Consider the following 16952-nt stretch of genomic DNA (forward strand, 5'->3'; position numbering starts at 1 on the left):
TGGCTCCGGGCCGCGGGTCTGACGTACGGCCGGTCAGGCCAGGGTGGCGACCATGATCGCCTTGATGGTGTGCAGCCGGTTCTCCGCCTCGTCGAAGACGACCGAGTGGGCCGACTCGAAGACCTCGTCGGTCACCTCGAGGGAGGTGCGGCCGTGCCGCTCGTGGATCTCCCGCCCGACCTCGGTGCCGAGGTCGTGGAACGCGGGCAGGCAGTGCAGGAACCTCACGTCCGGGTTGCCGGTGGCGCGCAGCACGTCCATCGTCACGGCGTACGGGGCCAGGGCCTCGATCCGCTCGTCCCAGACCTCCTTCGGCTCCCCCATGGAGACCCAGACGTCGGTGGCGACGAAGTCGGCGCCGCGCACGCCCTCATCGAGGGACTCGGTCAGCGTGATGCGCGCACCGCTGGAGTCGGCCAGTTCGCGGGCCCGGTCGACGACCGCCTGAGCGGGCCAGTAGCTCTTGGGGGCGACGAGCCGTACGTCCATGCCGAGCAGGGCGCCGGTGACCAGGTAGGAGTTGCCCATGTTGAAGCGGGCGTCGCCGAGGTAGGCGAAGGCGGTCTCGCGCAGCGGCTTGGCGCAGTGCTCGGTCATGGTGAGCACGTCGGCGAGCATCTGCGTGGGGTGCCAGTCGTCGGTGAGCCCGTTGTAGACGGGGACGCCGGCGTGCGCGGCGAGCTCCTCGACGGTGTCCTGGCTGTCGCCCCGGTACTCGATCGCGTCGAACATCCGGCCGAGGACACGGGCGGTGTCCCTGACGGACTCCTTGTGACCCATCTGCGACCCGGACGGATCGAGATACGTCGTCGAGGCGCCCTGGTCGGCGGCGGCGACCTCGAAGGCGCAGCGGGTGCGCGTCGAGGTCTTCTCGAAGATCAGCGCGATGTTGCGGCCCCGCAGGTACGGCGTCTCGGTCCCGGCCCGCTTGGCCGCCTTCAGCTCGGCGGCCAGCCCGACCAGACCGCGGAACTCCTCCTCGGTGAAGTCCAGCTCCTTGAGGAAGTGGCGGCCGGTGAGACCGGTCGGGACGTGCACCATCGGGGAGTCTCCTGGGGACGGCGAAAGGGGCGGACCATGGAAGTCTATACGACGTTCCACATTTCTATACAGAGCTTGGCCGGGGTCCGGGATGCGAACCGCCCGGGTCTGTTGAACTCTGGGAGTCATGGATCTCAGGATGTCGGCCGAAGACCGGGAAGAGTTCCTTGCCGGTCTCCACGTGGGAATCCTGGGGGTCGACGACCCTCGTGACGGCGGTGGGCCGCTGCTGGTCCCGCTCTGGTACTCCTACCAACCCGGCGGTCCGGTGACGATCGCGACCGGGCGGCAGTCGCTGAAGGCCCGCCTTATTCGCGGCGCCGGGCGGTTCAGCCTCTGCGTGCAGGACGAGTCGGCACCGTATCGCTATGTGAGCGTGGAGGGGCCGGTCGTGGACGTCGAGGATCCGCTGCCCCGGGCCGAGCAGGAGGCACTGGCCCACCGGTACCTGGACGCTGAGACCGCGACGGCGTACCTGGCGGCCAACCAGGGGCAACTGGCCGACGACGTCCTCATCCGCATGCGGCCCGAGAGATGGAGGACAGCCGACTTCTCCGCCTTCGCCGAGGAGTTCGAGTCGTAGTCCTCCGTGCGGCGGGCGGTTCACGCGCAGCACAGACGGGACATCGCGATGGTCACTGACGCCACGACGCTTCCGGCGGCGCCGGCGTGGAACGCGGGGACGGTGTGGTACCCGCGCGATCGCTGTCTGCATGAACTGTTCGACTCCCAGGCCGCGCTGCGCCCGCGGGCGACCGCCTCCGTCCAGCACGGCCGCAGTATGAGCTACGGCGAGCTGAGAGACCGCTCCGACGCGCTGGCCGCCCGGCTGCTGGGCTCCGGGGTGCGGCGCGGTGACGGGGTCGGTGTGTGCGGGGGCCGGTCCCCGGAAGCGCTGGTCGCCTTTCTCGGCATCCTCAAGGCCGGTGCGGCCTACGTCCCGCTCGACGACGCCTCCCCGCCCGGGCGGCTCCAGGCGATGGCGGAGGACGCCGGGGTGCACACCGTGGTGACGCTGCCCGGCAGTGTGTGCCGCATCCGGCGGGTGCGTACCCGCATCGCGCTGAACGGGTCGGCGCCGAGCGCGCCGGTCGCGCTCCCGCGGGCCGGGACACGCCCCGGGGACTGCGCCTATGTGATGTTCACCTCCGGCTCGACCGGCCGTCCCAAACCGGTGGCGGTGCCGCACTGCGGCGTGGTCCGGCTGGCCGCCTCCGACCTGGTGTGGCAGCGGCCGCGGCCCGGTGAGCGGGTGCTGCACGCCTACGGCCTGTCCTCGGACGCCTCCACGATCGAGATCTGGTCCCCGCTGCTCGCGGGTGCCTGTGTGGTGATCGCCGATCAGGAGGAGCTGCTGTCCCCGGCCGCCCTGGAGTCCCGGCTGCTGTCCGAGAGGGTCAGCATCGCCTACCTGACGACCGGGGTGTTCCACCACATCGGGCGCACCAGGCCGTCGGCCCTGCGGTCGCTGCGGTTCGCCTCGGCGGGCGGCGAGGCGATGGACCCGGAGCTGGCCCGCGCGATCCTGGCGGCCTGCCCCGACACCACCGTGGTCAACTTCTACGGTCCGACCGAGAACAGTGTGGTCTCCACCGCGCACCTGGTGGACGGCCTGCCGCCCGAGGCGACGGCGGTGCCGATCGGCAGGCCTCTGGAGAACTCCACCTGTTACGTGGTGCGGGCGGACGGCACGCTCGCGGACGCCGGTGAGGAGGGCGAACTGCTCGTCGGCGGGGACGGGCTCGCGCTCGGATACCTCGGCGACCCCGAGCTGACGGCCGAGCGCTTCGTCGACAACCGCTTCGAGCCCGGTACGCGGCTCTACCGCACCGGCGACCGGGTGGTACGGCGCGCGGACGGCGTCCTGGAGTACCGGGCGCGGGTGGACCGGCAGATCAAGCTGCGCGGGCACCGCATCGAGCCGGACGAGATAGAGGCGCGGCTGCGCGCGGACGACGCGGTCGGCGAGGCCGTCGTGGAACTGGAGGGCGACAGCCTGATCGGGTACGTGACACCGGCCCGGCCCGGCCGGCCGCTGCCGCTGGGCCGCATCCGCGGCGCGCTCACGGCATGGCTGCCCGCGGCGGCGGTGCCCGCGCGGCTGGTGGAGGTGGCGCGGTTCCCGGTGACCGCGGGGGGCAAGGTGGACCGCCGCAGGCTGCGCCTGCTGGCGGGCACGGGGCCGACCCCGAACGCGGCCACGGCCGCGGGGACGGCTACGGGCACGGCCCGGGAAGCCGGGGCGGGCAGCGTCCAAGAAGCGGGCACGGAGATGGCCACCGCCCCGGCGCACGGGCAGCAGCCGGGGCCGGGGCAGGGGCCGCTGGAGTCGGTCGCGCGGGTGTGGCAGGTGGTGCTGGGCGTGCACCCGGCGCCCGGGGACGGATTCTTCGACATCGGCGGCGACTCCCTGCTGGCGGCCGAGGTCGTCACCCGCACCCTGGCCGCCTTCGGACTCGACGCCCGGCACGGCCGCACCCTGGTCCACGGCCTGCTGCGCTCCCCCACGCTGGAGGACTTCACCGCCGCCGTCGCGACCCTCACCTCCGTCGAGGGACGGCGGGACCGGGCGGCCCCGGACGCCGGCGCCGTGGACTTCCGCGCCGAGGCGCGGCTCGGCTTCGCCCTGCCGTCGCCGCGGGGTCCGGAACCGGACTGGCGGCACCCCCGGGAGGTACTACTGACCGGCGCCTCCGGCTTCCTCGGCGCCTTCCTGCTCGACCGGTTGCTGCGACGCACCGGCGCCCGGGTGCACTGCCCGGTGCGCGGCCGCGACGCCGCGCACGCCCGGCGGAAGGTGATGCGGAACCTGGACCGCTTCGGCCTCGCCGGCGCGGAGGCCGCCGACCGCGTCGTGTGCTTCCCCGCCGACCTCACCGAGCCCGGCCTCGGTCTGGAACCGGGCCGCGCCGAGGAGCTGGCCGGCACCCTCGACCTGGTGCTGCACGCCGCCGCACAGGTCAACTTCCTCTACCCGTACGAGGCATTGCGCCGCGCCAACGTGGAGGGCACCCGGCAGCTCGTACGCCTGGCGGCCGAACGGGCCGTGCCCGTGCACTTCTTCTCCACCATCGCGGTGCTCGCCGGCTTCGGCACCGCGGGCGTGCGGCACGTGGACGAGGACCTGCCGCTCGACCACCCCGACCGGCTCACCATGGGCTACGCCGAGAGCAAGTGGGTGGCCGAGGAGGTCCTGCGGGACGCCGCCGGCCAGGGCCTGCCGGTGGCGGTCCACCGGCCGTACGAGATCACCGGCGACCGGCGCACCGGCGCGTGCAACACCGACACCGCGATCTGCTCGCTGTTCAAGACGATCACCGAGACCGGTCTCGCCCCCGACATCCCGCTGCCGCTGGACTTCGTCCCGGTGGACTTCCTCACCGAGGCGGTGGTGCACATCGCCACCGCCCACCGGGCCACCCACCGGACCTACCACATGACCAACCCCCGCCCGGCGAGCCTGCGCGACATGCTGGACCGGATGGACGCGGGCGGCCACCGGATCCGGCGGCTCCCCTACGAGGAGTGGGTGGACGACCTCGTCCGCCATGTCGCGCGGCACCCCACCAGCCCCACCGCCCCGTTCGTCTCCCTGTGCGTGGACCGCTGCAAGCAGGCGGACATGTCCGTCAAGGAGATGTACTTCGAGGGCACCTTCCCGTCCGTGGGGCGGGACAACGTCGAACGTGACCTGGCCGGTACGGGCCTGCGCTGCCCGCCCGTCGACGCGGACCTGCTGGACCGCTACCTGGAGTACTTCTACGCCACCGGCTACATCGAACGCCCGTAGCCCCACGCCCGTAGCCCACGCCAGAGGAGCGAGCATGACCCCACAGTCACCCGGCGCGCGGGCGCCCGGCCCCGAGGCGGACGTCCTGGACTTCCCGCTGCCGCCGCCGGGCACCATGGGGCCGCCCGAGACGTGCGCGCGGCTGCGCGAGAGCCGTCCCGTGGCCAGGGTCGGGCTGCTCATGGACGCGACCGCCTGGTACGTCACCCGGTACGAGGACGTGCGGGCGCTGCTCGCCGACCCCCGGCTGATCAGGCCGACCATCAACGACTGGCCGCCGCGTCCCGGCCCGGCCGCCGACGAGGGGCCGCGCCTGGTCACCATGGCGGAGCTGGACGGGCCCCGGCACCTGGCCCTGCGCAGGTCCGTGTCCTCGGCGTTCAGCGCCGGAGCCGTCCGGGACCGGCTGCCGCGCATCCGCGCACTCGCCGACCGGCTCCTGGAGGAGTTCGCGCGGGGCGGCCCTCCCGGCGACCTGGTGGCCGGATTCACCGAGCCGTTCCCGCTGCTCGTGCTGTGCGACCTGGTGGGGATCCCCTGGCAGGACCGGGACTGGTTCCTGCCGGTCCTTGACGCCGCCCTCGACGGCATGGTGACCGCCGACGAGGGACGCAGGGTCACCGACCTGCTACGCGCGTACGTGACCGGGCTGATCGCGCAGAAGCGGAGCCGGCCCGCCGACGACGTCCTGAGCCTGCTGGTCCGCGAGTGCGAGGAGGGGGCGCTGACCGACGACGAGGTGACGGCGTTCGGGCTGTCCATGCTCACGGTCGGCTTCGGCATCAGCGGCTTCTTCCTGGCCGGCTCGGTGCACACCCTGCTGCACCGTCCGGAACAGTGGGCCCGCCTGCGCGACCACCGCGACCTCGTGCCCGGCGCGGTGGAGGAACTCCTGCGGTACATGCCGGTGATGAACGGCACCGTGCTGCTCCTGGCCACCGAGGACATCGAGGTGGGCGGGCAGACCGTCCGCCGCGGCGACGCCGTCATCCCCGTGCTGGCATCGGCCAACCGCGACGGAAGCGTGTTCAACGACGCCGACCGGCTCGACCCGTGCCGCGCCGACAACCCCCACCTCGCCTTCGGCCGGGGCACCCACAACTGCGTCGGCGCGCACCTGGCGCGCGCCGAACTGACCGTGGGACTTCAGGCGTTGCTCGACCGCTTCCCGGAGCTGCGTCCGGCCGAGGGTCAACAGCCGCTCTGGGACGACCAGTCCGTCACCAAGTCACCGCTGACCCTTCCGGTCGGCTGGTGAGCCCACCCGCAGGCGCCAGGGGAGGTCCACCCGTGAACACCAGGCCGGAACCCGCCGCCGACGTGCCCGCCGTCCCCGTCATCGAGCTGCCCCTGCCGCCGCCCGGCACCATGGGCCCGCCCGAGGAGTACCGCCGGCTGCGCCGTGAGTGCCCCCTGGCCAGGGTCAGGCTGCCGATCGGCGCAACCGCCTGGTACGCCACCCGCTACGACGACGTCAAGGAACTGATCGCCGACGCCCGGCTGATCAGGCCGAGCATCACCGACTGGCCGCCCCGCCCCGGCCATGTGCCCGGGGACGAGCCGGGCCTGGTCACGATGATGGAGCTGGAGGGCCCCCGGCACGCCGCGCTGCGCCGGACGCTGAGCGAGCCGTTCAGCGTGCGGTCCGTGCGGAGCCGGCTGCCGCGCATCCGGCGGTCGGCCGACCGGCTGCTCGATCCGTTCGTCGATGGCGACCAGCCCGGCGACCTGGTCGTCCGGTACGTCGAGCCCTTCCCCGTCATGGTGATGTGCGATCTCGTCGGCATCCCCTACGAGGACAGCGACTACTTCCTGCCCAGGGCGGACGCCGCGCTCGGCGCCATCCTCACACTTGAGGAGGGCCGCGAGGCGACCTCCCAACTGCGCGAGTACATCACCTCGTTGCTCGACCGGAAGCGGCGCGGACCCGGCGACGACATGCTCACCCGGCTGGTCCGGGAGTGCGACCGCGGCGCTCTGGACCACGAGAGCGCGGTGAGCTTCGGGCTGTCCATGCTGGTCGCCGGCTACCGCACGAGCACCATGTTCCTGGCCGACGCGGTGCTGACCCTGCTGACCGTGCCCGGCGCGTACGCGCGCCTGCGCGACGACCGCGCCCTCCTGCCGGGCGCGGTGGAGGAACTCCTGCGCTACGTCCCGGTGATGAACGGTGTCGTCGTCCTCCAGGCCGTCGAGGACATCGAGTTGCACGGCCGGACGATCCGCGCCGGCGACGCCGTGCTGCCCGTGCTCGCCGCGGCCAACCGCGACGAGAGCGTGTTCGCCGACGCCGACGGTCTCGACCTGTGCCGCGCGGACAACCCCCACCTCACCTTCGGCCGCGGGGCGCACAACTGCATCGGCTCCCATCTGGCCCGGGCCCAGATGACGGTGTGCCTTGAGGCGCTGTTCGACCGGCTCCCGGACCTGCGCCTGGCCGAGGGCCACCGCCCCATCTGGGAGGACGAGTCACCGAGCAAGTCGCCGCTCACCCTCCCCGTCAACTGGTGAGCCGGCCGCTCACGCGGTGTGGACCGCCTCCCCCGCGACCAGGGTGAGCACGGCGCGGGTGCCGGCCACGTCCGCCTCCGGGGCGAGGAGGTCCCGGTCGAGGACGGCGAGGTCGGCCGCCATGCCCTCGCGGAGCAGGCCGACCTCGTCGTCGTTGCCGTTCACCCAGGCCGAGCCGGCCGTGTAGGCACGCAGGATGTCGGTCAGCTCCAGCCGTTCGCGCGGCACGAACGGGCGGTCGGCGCCCGGCCATCCGGTGTTCGCCGAACCGGGCGGTTCGGTGCGGTGCACGGCGACGTGCATGGCCTGCCAGGGGTCGGCCGTGGTGACCGGCCAGTCGCTGCCCCCGGCGAGCCGGGCGCCGCTGTCCAGCAGCCGCCGGAAGGGGTACTGCCGGCCGGCCCGTGCCTCACCCAGCAGCGGGTTGGTCAGCTCGTCGGTCTGCTGGTGGTGGGTCGCCCACAGCGACTGGACGTTGGCCGTCACCCCCAGCGCGGCGAAGCGGCCGATGTCCGCGTCGTCGACCAACTGCACATGGGCGATGTGGTGGCGCCGCTCGCGGGCCCCGTTGGCCGCGGTCGCGGCCTCGACCGCGTCCAGGCACTCGCGCACCGCCCGGTCGCCGATCGCGTGGAAGTGCACCTGGAACCCGGCGGCGTCCAGGAGGGTCACCGCCTCGGTGAGCAGTGCCGCGGGCACGTTGGAGTGGCCGAGGTTGCCGGTGGCGCACCCGCAGGAGTCCAGGTACGGCTCCAGCAGGGCGCCGGTGCCGTTCTCCAGCACGCCGTCCTGCATCACCTTCACGGCGCCGGCCCGGAACCGGCGGCCGGGCTCGCCGCGCCGCGCCACCAGGTCGTCGAGCTGCTCGAGGCCGCGGTCACGGTCCCACCACAGGGCGCCGGTGACGCGGGCCTTCAGCAGCCCCTCCGCGTCGGCCCGCCGGTAGGCGGCGAGCGTGTCGCCCGCCCCGCCGTAGGCGCCGACGATGGCGTCCTGCCAGCCGGTGACGCCGTACCGGAAGAGATGGTCCTGCGCGTGGCGCAGCGCCGCGAGCTGGTCCTCGACGGTGTCCGGCGGGAGCAGGCGGGCCACCAGGTCCATGGCGCTCTCGTGCAGCACCCCGGTGGGCCGGCCGGCCGCGTCGCGCTCGATCCGCCCGGCCGGCGGGTCCGGGGTGGCCGCGTCGATCCCGGCGCGCTCCAGTGCCGCCGAGTTGACCCACGCCGAGTGGTGGTCGGCATTGGGCAGGAACACCGGCCGGTCCGGTACGGCCGCGTCCAGCGGGCCGCGGGTGGGCCAGCCGCCGGGGAAGCACTCCATGCTCCAGCCGCCGCCGAGGATCCACGGCCGGCCTGGGTGGGCGGCCGCGTACTCGCGGACGGCCGTGAGGCAGCCCTCGGCGTCGGTGGCGCGGGTGAGGTCGCAGCGCAGCGCCTCCAGGGCGCCCCAGACCGGGTGGATGTGCGCGTCCTGGAGGCCGGGCACCACGGTCCGGCCGGCCAGGTCGAACGTCTCGGCCGGGCGGCCGGCGGTCCGGCGCACCTCGGCGTCGGTGCCGACGGCCGTGATCCGGCCGCCGGACACGGCGACGGCGGTGGCGTCGGGGCGCCGCGGGTCGCCGGTCCACACCCGGCCGCCGTGCAGGACGAGGGTCATGCGCCGGCCCCGTGGGTGCGCAGCACGTACACCTTGCGCAGGGTCTCGTGGACCTGCCAGGTGCCGCGCCAGCCGGCCGGCATCGCGAGGGTGGCGCCGGGACGCAGCTCGACGTCCTCACCGCCCTCGGTGCGGACGGTGGCGGATCCGGTCAGCACCTGGCAGACCTCGTCGTAGCCCTCGCGGGTGGCGGTGAAGTGGCCGGGGTCGCACTCCCAGACGCCGACCTCGACCAGCCCGTCGGGCGACTGCCACAGGGTGCGGGTCGTCTCCTGCTGGCCGGTGGTACTGGTGGGCTTGGGCGCCATGGGGGGCAGGTCGGCACTCGCCGCGTCCGCGAGGAAGGCGACGGCGGGGACGAGGGTGTTGGTGTCCATCGGGGTCTGCTCCTTTCAGCGTCCGCTGATGACGTTGGCGACGCGTGCGATGACGGAGGTGCGCTCCAGACCGGAGTTCTCGTGCCGGTCGGCGGCGCGGTAGGCGACGTAGAGGCTGCGCACGCCGAGCCAGCGCAGGGGTTCCGGCTCCCAGCCGCGCACCTTGCGGCCGACCCAGGGCAGCCGGGTCAGGTCGGTGTCCTGACCGAGGATCAGGTCGCGCAGGGTGCGTCCGGCGAGGTTGGTGGTGGTCACGCCGTGCCCGACGTAGCCGCCGGCCCAGCCGAGGCCGGTGTCCCGGTCCAGGTGGACGGTGGCGCACCAGTCGCGCGGCACGCCCAGCACGCCGGACCAGGTGTGGTCGATCGCGACGCCCTCGGTGGCCGGGAAGTGCTGCCGCAGGATCGCCTGGAGCTGCGTCTGGGTGGCGGCCCGGGTCTCGCCGCGCTGGTCGACGTGGGAGCCGAACATGTACGGGATGCCGCGCCCGCCGATGGCGATGCGGCCGTCGGTGGTGCGCTGGATGTAGCAGTACGAGTTGGCCTCGTCCCCGATCAGTTCGGCGCCGCGCCAGCCGATCTCCTCCCACGCGGAGGCGGGCAGCGGCTCGGTGACGATCATGCTGCTGTTCATCGGCAGCCACACCCGGCGGTGGCCGCGCAGCCCGGCGGTGAACCCCTCCAGCGCCCGGATGACGTACGACGCCCGTACGGTGCCGTGGGTGGTGACCGCCTCGTGCGGGCGGATCTCGGTGACCTCGGTGCCCTCGTGGATCGCGACGCCCATCCGCTCGACCACGTCGGCCAGGCCCCGCACCAGCTTGGCGGGCTGGATGCGGGCGCAGTGCGGGCTCCACTGGGCGTAGCGGGCCCCGGCCACGCGTACCCGCCGGGCGAGCTGGTCCGCGTCGAGTTCGACCAGGTCGTCCTCGCCCCAGCCCTCGGCGCGCAGCGTGGGGAGCCCTTCGCGCAGCCGCCGCTCCTGGGCGGCGTTGGTGGCGACGTGCAGCAGTCCGTCCTTCTGGATGTCGGCCTCGATGCCCTCCTCGGCGGCGACCCTGATGACCTCGTCGACGGAGGAGAACATCTCCCGCTGCAGGGCGACGGCCGGCTCCTTGCCGTGCGACTTGGCGTAGCGGCGCATCTGGCCGGGCGGTTCGGCGCTGAGCCAGCCGCCGTTGCGGCCGGAGGCGCCGAAGCCGGCGAACTCCTTCTCCAGGACGGCGATCCGGAGGTCGGGCTGGGCCTTCTTGAGGTAGTAGGCGGTCCACAGGGAGGTGTAGCCGCCGCCGACGAGTGCGACGTCGACGTCCAGGTCGCCGGGCAGGGCGGGGCGGCGGGCGGGGACGCCGCTCTCCCGGAACCAGAAGGAGACGTCGCCGTTGACGAAGGTGGGGCTGGTGGCGGGAGTGGTACTCATCGTCCGCTCTCTTCCGCTGCGGCGACGGGGATCCGGTCGCCGGACGTGGGTGGGTGGGTGGTGCCGGAGGGGTCGTCGAGCAGGACGCCTCGTGCGACGTCCCAGACCACGGTGACCTCGTCGCCGTGGCGGACGCCGGAGAGCCGGTCGGCCTGCTCGCGGGCGAGCAGCACGGTGCCGTCGGGCAGGGCGAGTTCGAGCTTGCGGCCGGAGCCCAGGTATATCTCCTGGGTGACGCGGGCGGGCAGCGCGTTGGCCCCGGCTGCGACGGGTTCGGCGGCAGGCTGCACCCGCAGGTGCTCGGGCCTGACCACGACGGCGGCGGCGCCGCCCCCGGGCAGTCGTCCGGCGACGCGTACGGTGCGGTCGCCGACCCGCAGGCGGGAGTCGTCGCCGTCCGGCTCGACGCGTCCCCGGACGGTGGAGGACTCTCCGAGGAACTCGGCCACGAAGAGGCTCCGGGGCCGTTCGTAGAGTTCGCTCGCGGTGCCGACCTGCTGGATGCCCCCGTCGTCGAAGACGGCGATGCGGTCCGACAGGACGAGTGCCTCCTCCTGGTCGTGGGTGACGAAGACGAAGGTGGAGCCGACCTCCTGGTGCACCCGCTTGATCTCCAACTGGAGGGATTCGCGCAGCTTCTTGTCGAGCGCGCCGAGCGGCTCGTCCATCAGCAGCACGCTCGGCTCGTACACCACGGCCCGGGCCAGGGCGACCCGCTGCTGCTGGCCGCCGGAGAGTTCGCGCGGCCTGCGGTGGCCGTAGCCGCCGAGCCGTACGGTCTCCAGGGCCGCCTCGACCATCTCGGCGCGGCGGGCCTTCGGCACCTTGCGCTGTTTGAGCGGGAAGGCGACGTTCTCCGCGACGGTCATGTGCGGGAAGAGCGCGTAGTGCTGGAAGACCATGCCGATGTCGCGCCGGTGCGGCGGCAGGTCCTGCATCTGCCTGCCGCCGATGGTGAGCGTGCCGGAGGTGGCGGCGGTGAATCCGGCGATGATGTTGAGGGTGGTGGTCTTGCCGGAGCCGCTGGGGCCCAGCAGGGTCATGAACTCGCCCGGTTCGATCACCAGGGAGACGTCGTCGACGGCGACGGAGTCCGCGTACTCCTTGCGCACCTGCGCCAGTTCGATACGGGCTCCGCGCGCCTTGATGAGGCTGGTCTCAGCGGACACGGTTCCTCCTGGCGGTGGCGAAGGTGGCGGCCAGCACGAGCACCGTGGTGAAAACGATGATCAGGGTGGCGGCCGCGGCGATGGTGGGATCGGTGTCCCGGGTCACGCTGGCGAACATCCTGACCGGCAGGGTCTGCAGGTAGGGGCTCTGGATGAACAGCGAGACCACGACCTCGTCGAAGCTGGTGACGAAGGCGAACAGGGCGCCGGAGACGACGCCCGGGGCGATGAGCGGCAGGGTCACCTGCCGGATGGCGCCCCACCGGGTGGCGCCGCAGATCAGTGCGGCGTCCTCCAGGCGCCGGTCGAAGCCGCGCAGGCTCGCCGTCACCGGAATGATCACGAACGGCAGGGCCAGCACGGTGTGGGCGGTGACGAAGCCGAGCAGGGTGCCCAGCAGGTTGTACTGCAGGAACAGCGCGTACACGCCAATGGCGACCACCACGGTCGGCACGATCATGGGGGCCAGCAGCAGCCCGTACGACGCCTTCACCCAGCGCGATCCCGACCGGGTGAGCGCGATCGCGGCTGCGGTGCCCAGGACGGTGGCCACCACCGCGACCAGGGCGCCGACCTGGAGCGAGGCGAACAGTGCCTCGGTCCACCGGGGGTCGGTGAAGAAGTTGGTGTACCAGCGGGTGGACCAGCCGCTCGGCGGGAACACCAGGGATGCCTTGTCGGTGAAGCTCAGCGGGATCACCACGAGCGTGGGCGCGATGAGCCACAGGCCCACCAGCGCGCTGAACACCCACAGCGCGATCCGCGCGGGTGCGGTCCTCATCGGGCACCTCCCCGGCTGCGGGTGAGGCGCAGAACGACGCCGACCAGTCCCAGCAGGACCAGCGTCACCGCCAGCAGCACCACGCCCATCGCTCCGCCGCGGCCCCACGCGAGCAGCCCGTTGACCTGGGTGAAGATCTGCTGCGAGATCAGCGCCTGGTCGGGCGAGCCGAGCAGCGCCGGGGTGACGTAGAAACCGAGCGAGGTGATGAACACGGTCAGCGCGCCGGCGCCCACCCCGGGCAGCGACAGCGGCACGAACACGCGCAGGAACGCGATCGCCGGGCGCGCGCCCATGCCCTGCGCGGCATCCAGGAGCCGGCGGTCGATGCCGCTCATCACCGCGTACAGCGGCAGCACCATGAACGGCATCAGGACCTGCGACATGCCGATCACCACGCCGGTGGGGGTGCGGATGAGGTGCAGCGGGCCAAGACCCATGGTGCCGAGGACCTGGTTGACCACGCCGCTGTCCTGGAGCAGCACCACCCAGGCGAAGGTGCGCACCATCAGGCTGGTCCAGAAGGGCAGCAGCACCAGCAGCGTGAGCCAGATCCGCGCCCGCGCGCCGACCACGGTCATCAGGTAGGCGTACGGGTAGGAGAGCACCAACGTCACCAGGGTGACGACGGCACCGACGGCCAGGGTGCGGACCAGCGTGGCGAGGGCGACGTCGCTGGTGAAGAACCAGGAGTAGTTGCCCGCGCCGGGCGTCGGCTCGCTGACGCTGCGCCAGGCCATCAGACCCAGCGGCACCAGGAAGAGCACGGCCAGCAGGACCAGCGCGGGCAGCAGCAGCCATCCCCACCGGCCGCCGGCGCCCTTGCGGGGCCGGCCGCCGGTGGCCGGGGAGGCGATCTCGATCAGGGCTGTCATGGGTTACCGCGCCAGCCAGTCGGACCACTTCTGGATGATCTGCTCCTGGTTCTGAGCCCACCAGGCGTCGTCGACCTTGAGCGCCTGCGCCTGCCGCTCGGGCGTCGTGGTCAGGTACTGCGTGGCGAGCGTGTCGAGCTTGGGCTTGGCGTCGGTGTTGATCGGCGAGTACGACGTCAGCTCGGTGAGCTTGGTCTGCTGGGCGGCGCCCAGGTAGTAGTTGATCAGCGCCATGGCGGCCTTGGGGTTCCTGGCGCCGACGGGGACGGCGAGGGAGTCGGAGACGGGCAGGAACTGGTTCCACTGCGGGGCGAAGTGGGCGCCGTTCTTGACCGCCGAGTAGGCGCGGCCGGACCACACCATCGCCATGGAGACCTCACCGGACTCCAGCAGTTGCTGGGACCGGGCGCCGGTGTCCCAGAAGACCAGCGAGGAGCGGACGCTCGTCAGCTTCTTCAGGGCCCGGTCGACGTCCAGCGGGTACAGCTTGTCGGGAGCGACCCCGTCGGAGATCAGCGCCGCCTCCAGCGCTCCCGGGGCCGCGTCCGACGCGAAGCCGGGGATCGCACGCTTGCCGGGGTACTTCTTGGTGTCGAGGAAGTCCGCCCAGTCCTTCGGCGGGTTGTCGCCGAACTTCTTTTTGTCGTACATCAGGACGACGCCGTAACTCATGGCCGGCACCGAGCACTTGTCCTCCGTGCCCTTGGGCAGCTTGGAGATGTCGACGATGTCCCTGTCCAGCGGCATGAACATCTTGCCGCACTGGCGCTTGGCCCAGAGCGTGTCGGTGTCCACCACGTCCCAGGTGACGTTCTTGGCGTCGACCTGGGCCTTGACCTTGGTGTAGTCGGTGGGCCCGTCGGAGAGCACCTTCGCCCCCGACTCGGCGGCGAACGGCTTGACGGCGGCGGCTTCCTGGCCGTCCTGGTAGATGCCGCCGTAGGAGGCGAAGGTGAGAGTGACGCCGTCGAGGGCGCCCTTCTTCACCTGGCCGGCCGCGGCCGGTCCGGGGCCGAGGTCGACGTCGGCGGCGGCCGGGCCGGTGCCGGCGCAGCCGGTGAGGGTCAGCAGGAGGGCGCCGGCGGCAGCGGCGCACCCCATGACGTTGCGGGATATTCCGGGCATGACTGCCTCCAAGGAGGACGGTGAAGACACAGGGGGATCGAGAGAGCGCGGCGCGGCGCGGAGCGCACGGCGGCGTGGCACGGCGGGGCGCCGCGCGGCGGCGGCACGGTGAAGAGGGTGCGGGTGCGTCGCGGGCGGGCTCGGGGAGGGACTGCGGGCGGGAGGAGTGCGAAGGGTGCGGACGGGTGCGGGGCGGGGAGTGGTGCGGGGCGGGAAGGGGTCAGTCCGGGGTCGGCGGGCTGATGATCCAGAGGATCTCGGCGGGCTCGTCGTGGCTGTTGACCACGCGGTGCGGCACCGAGGAGCGGTATTCGATGCTGTCGCCGGCCTCCAGGTCGTGGGCCCGGCCGTCGAGTTCGACCCGCACGGCGCCGCGGATCACCAGGAGGATCTCCTGGGAGTCGCCATGGGTGTAGGCGTCGTCACCGGTGGAGGTCCCGGGGTCGAACTCGCCCGCGTACACCTCCAGATGGCTGAGCGGACGCTGTGAGATGAGGAACTTGCGGCTTCCCGGGGCGGTGTGCAGCGTCGGCCGGTCGGCCCGCCGCACCACCCTCGGACCCGGCGCGCTGTCCTGGTCGAACAGATCGGCCACGGTGAGGCCGAGCGCCGCGGCGATCCGCCGCAACATGCCGATGGAGGCGTTCGCCTGCCCGCGTTCCAGCTGGCTGAGGAACCCGGGGCTTGCCTGGGCGGCCTCCCCCAGGGCCCGCAGGGTCATCCGCCGCAGCGTCCGGTATTCCCGGACACGGACCCCCAACGCCGCGTCGGCGGCGGCGTCGGAGGGGTCCGGCAATGAGCGATCAGTCATGAGTGAACACCTGATGCGTCTTCAGCGAACACTTTGTTCGCTGACGTGATACGGACCGTACGCTCAGGTGACCTGCCACACAAGCCTCTCCTTCCGCCGTCACCGGAACGTGATCCCCGCGTACGCCCCGGCCCTACACGGCGTCCCGCTCGACCGGGCAGCTCATGCAGCGCGGTCCGCCCCTGCCCCGGCCCAGTTCGCTGCCGGGGATCTCGATGACCTCGATGCCCTGCTTGCGCAGGTGGGTGTTGGTGGTGGCGTTGCGCTCGTAGGCGACGACGACGCCGGGTTCGACGGCGAGGACGTTGCAGCCGTCGTCCCACTGCTCGCGCTCGGCCGCGTGCACGTCCTGGGTGGCGGTCAGGACCCGGATCTCACTGAGCCCCAGCGCGGCCGCGATCGCGCGGTGCATGTGCTCCGCCGGATGGTCGGTGACCTTCAACTCCTTGTCCGCGGAGCCTGGTTCGATGGTGTACGAGCGGAGCATGCCGAGCCCGGCGTACTGCGTGAAGGTGTCGCCGTCGATCATGGTCATCACGGTGTCGAGGTGCATCACGGCCCGCCGCTTGGGCATGTCGAGCGCGACGATCGTCCGGGCCGAGCCGGCGGCGAACAGCTTGTGCGCGAGCATCTCGACGGCCTGGGGCGTGGTCCGCTCGCTCATGCCGATGAGCACGGCCCCGTTGCCGATCACAAGCACGTCCCCGCCCTCGATCGTGGACGGGTAGTCGGCCTGCCCCTCGGACCACAGGTGGAACGTCTCCCCCCGGAACAGGGGGTGGTGGCGGTAGATCGCCTCGAAGTGGACGGTCTCGCGCTGCCGGGCGGGCCAGCGCATGGCGTTGATGGACACGCCGTCGTAGATCCAGGCGGAGGTGTCACGGGTGAAGAGGTGGTTGGGCAGCGGGCCGAGCAGGAAGTCGTCCAGTTCCATGGCGTGGAACCGCACGGACGTCGGCTCCTCGTGGCCGGCCAGGAACTCCCGCTTGGTCATGCCGCCGACGAGGGCCTCGACGAGGTCGGCGGCGGACAGGGTCTCGAAGGCGGCCCGCAGGTGATCGGTGGCGAGCGGCCCGTACTCCTTCTCGTCGAAGACGCGGTCCAGGACGAGCGAGCGGGCCGACGGGATCTCCATCGCCTCGGTCAGCAGATCGCCGAAGAGGTGCACGGCGACCCCGCGGTCGCGCAGCACGTCGGCGAACCCGTCGTGCTCGGCACGCGCCCGGCGCACCCACAGCACGTCGTCGAAGAGAAGGGCGTCCTTGTTGCTGGGGGTGAGCCTCTTGAGCTCTAGATCGGGCCGGTGCAGGATGACCCGGCGCAGCCGCCCGGCCTCGGAGTCGACATGGAATCCCATGCCTCCATCCTGGCCAACGGCGGCCGGTTTCACCCTCCGT

General features: G+C 72.5%; 14 protein-coding genes. 4 read left to right on the forward strand and 10 right to left on the reverse strand.

The genetic code is table 11. The annotated features are described in order from the left end of the window. Positions 1 to 33 precede the first annotated feature (33 nt). On the reverse strand, positions 34 to 1041 hold the full coding sequence (gene argF / locus ACF09J_RS18600) for an ornithine carbamoyltransferase (RefSeq protein ID WP_392306493.1): 1008 nt from the start codon (positions 1039 to 1041) through the stop codon (positions 34 to 36). 127 nt (positions 1042 to 1168) lie between these two features. On the opposite strand from argF, the gene ACF09J_RS18605 reads away from it, so the two are divergent. Genes ACF09J_RS18605 through ACF09J_RS18620 form a run of 4 tightly spaced genes read left to right on the forward strand, consistent with a single transcriptional unit; the run spans position 1169 to position 7342 of the window. Then, positions 1169 to 1624, forward strand: a complete 456-nt coding sequence (locus ACF09J_RS18605; RefSeq protein WP_392306494.1) for a pyridoxamine 5'-phosphate oxidase family protein — start codon at positions 1169 to 1171, stop codon at positions 1622 to 1624. A 48-nt stretch (positions 1625 to 1672) separates the two neighbouring features. Next, on the forward strand, positions 1673 to 4831 hold the full coding sequence (locus ACF09J_RS18610; RefSeq protein ID WP_392306495.1) for an amino acid adenylation domain-containing protein: 3159 nt from the start codon (positions 1673 to 1675) through the stop codon (positions 4829 to 4831). A gap of 34 nt (positions 4832 to 4865) precedes the next feature. Continuing rightward, positions 4866 to 6089, forward strand: coding sequence for a cytochrome P450 (locus tag ACF09J_RS18615; protein ID WP_392306496.1), 1224 nt, complete (start codon positions 4866 to 4868; stop codon positions 6087 to 6089). A 32-nt stretch (positions 6090 to 6121) separates the two neighbouring features. Further along, entirely contained in the window at positions 6122 to 7342 is a 1221-nt protein-coding gene (locus ACF09J_RS18620; RefSeq protein WP_392306497.1) for a cytochrome P450, read from the forward strand. 9 nt (positions 7343 to 7351) lie between these two features. Here ACF09J_RS18620 and ACF09J_RS18625 read toward each other — a convergent pair whose 3' ends face one another. The 9 genes from ACF09J_RS18625 to ACF09J_RS18665 form a co-directional block, all read right to left on the reverse strand. Further along, positions 7352 to 8998: an amidohydrolase gene (locus tag ACF09J_RS18625; protein WP_392306498.1), complete on the reverse strand. Its 1647-nt coding sequence runs from the start codon at positions 8996 to 8998 to the stop codon at positions 7352 to 7354. Continuing rightward, a complete protein-coding gene (locus ACF09J_RS18630; protein ID WP_392306499.1) occupies positions 8995 to 9375 on the reverse strand; it encodes a cupin domain-containing protein in 381 nt (126 codons plus the stop codon). Before ACF09J_RS18630 ends, ACF09J_RS18625 begins: the two co-directional genes overlap by 4 nt. Positions 9376 to 9390: 15 nt before the next feature. Continuing rightward, positions 9391 to 10794 (reverse strand): NAD(P)/FAD-dependent oxidoreductase, encoded by a 1404-nt coding sequence (locus ACF09J_RS18635; protein ID WP_392306500.1) that lies wholly within the window; start codon positions 10792 to 10794, stop codon positions 9391 to 9393. Further along, on the reverse strand, positions 10791 to 11963 hold the full coding sequence (locus ACF09J_RS18640; protein ID WP_392306501.1) for an ABC transporter ATP-binding protein: 1173 nt from the start codon (positions 11961 to 11963) through the stop codon (positions 10791 to 10793). Before ACF09J_RS18640 ends, ACF09J_RS18635 begins: the two co-directional genes overlap by 4 nt. Continuing rightward, positions 11953 to 12744: an ABC transporter permease gene (locus tag ACF09J_RS18645; protein WP_392306502.1), complete on the reverse strand. Its 792-nt coding sequence runs from the start codon at positions 12742 to 12744 to the stop codon at positions 11953 to 11955. The genes ACF09J_RS18640 and ACF09J_RS18645 overlap by 11 nt, the downstream gene beginning before the upstream one ends. Then, positions 12741 to 13619 carry an ABC transporter permease gene (locus tag ACF09J_RS18650; RefSeq protein WP_392306503.1) on the reverse strand — a complete coding sequence of 293 codons (879 nt, stop codon included), beginning with the start codon at positions 13617 to 13619 and terminating at the stop codon, positions 12741 to 12743. Before ACF09J_RS18650 ends, ACF09J_RS18645 begins: the two co-directional genes overlap by 4 nt. Before the next feature lie 3 nt (positions 13620 to 13622). After that, positions 13623 to 14744 carry an ABC transporter substrate-binding protein gene (locus tag ACF09J_RS18655; protein WP_392306504.1) on the reverse strand — a complete coding sequence of 374 codons (1122 nt, stop codon included), beginning with the start codon at positions 14742 to 14744 and terminating at the stop codon, positions 13623 to 13625. 220 nt (positions 14745 to 14964) lie between these two features. Continuing rightward, positions 14965 to 15555, reverse strand: a complete 591-nt coding sequence (locus tag ACF09J_RS18660; protein ID WP_392306505.1) for a helix-turn-helix domain-containing protein — start codon at positions 15553 to 15555, stop codon at positions 14965 to 14967. Positions 15556 to 15688: 133 nt separating this feature from the next. After that, positions 15689 to 16912: an arginine deiminase gene (locus ACF09J_RS18665; RefSeq protein ID WP_392306506.1), complete on the reverse strand. Its 1224-nt coding sequence runs from the start codon at positions 16910 to 16912 to the stop codon at positions 15689 to 15691. Between the last annotated feature and the right edge of the window lie 40 nt (positions 16913 to 16952).

Source organism: Streptomyces sp. NPDC014889 (genome assembly GCF_043081205.1).
Taxonomy (GTDB): Bacteria; Actinomycetota; Actinomycetes; order Streptomycetales; family Streptomycetaceae; genus Streptomyces.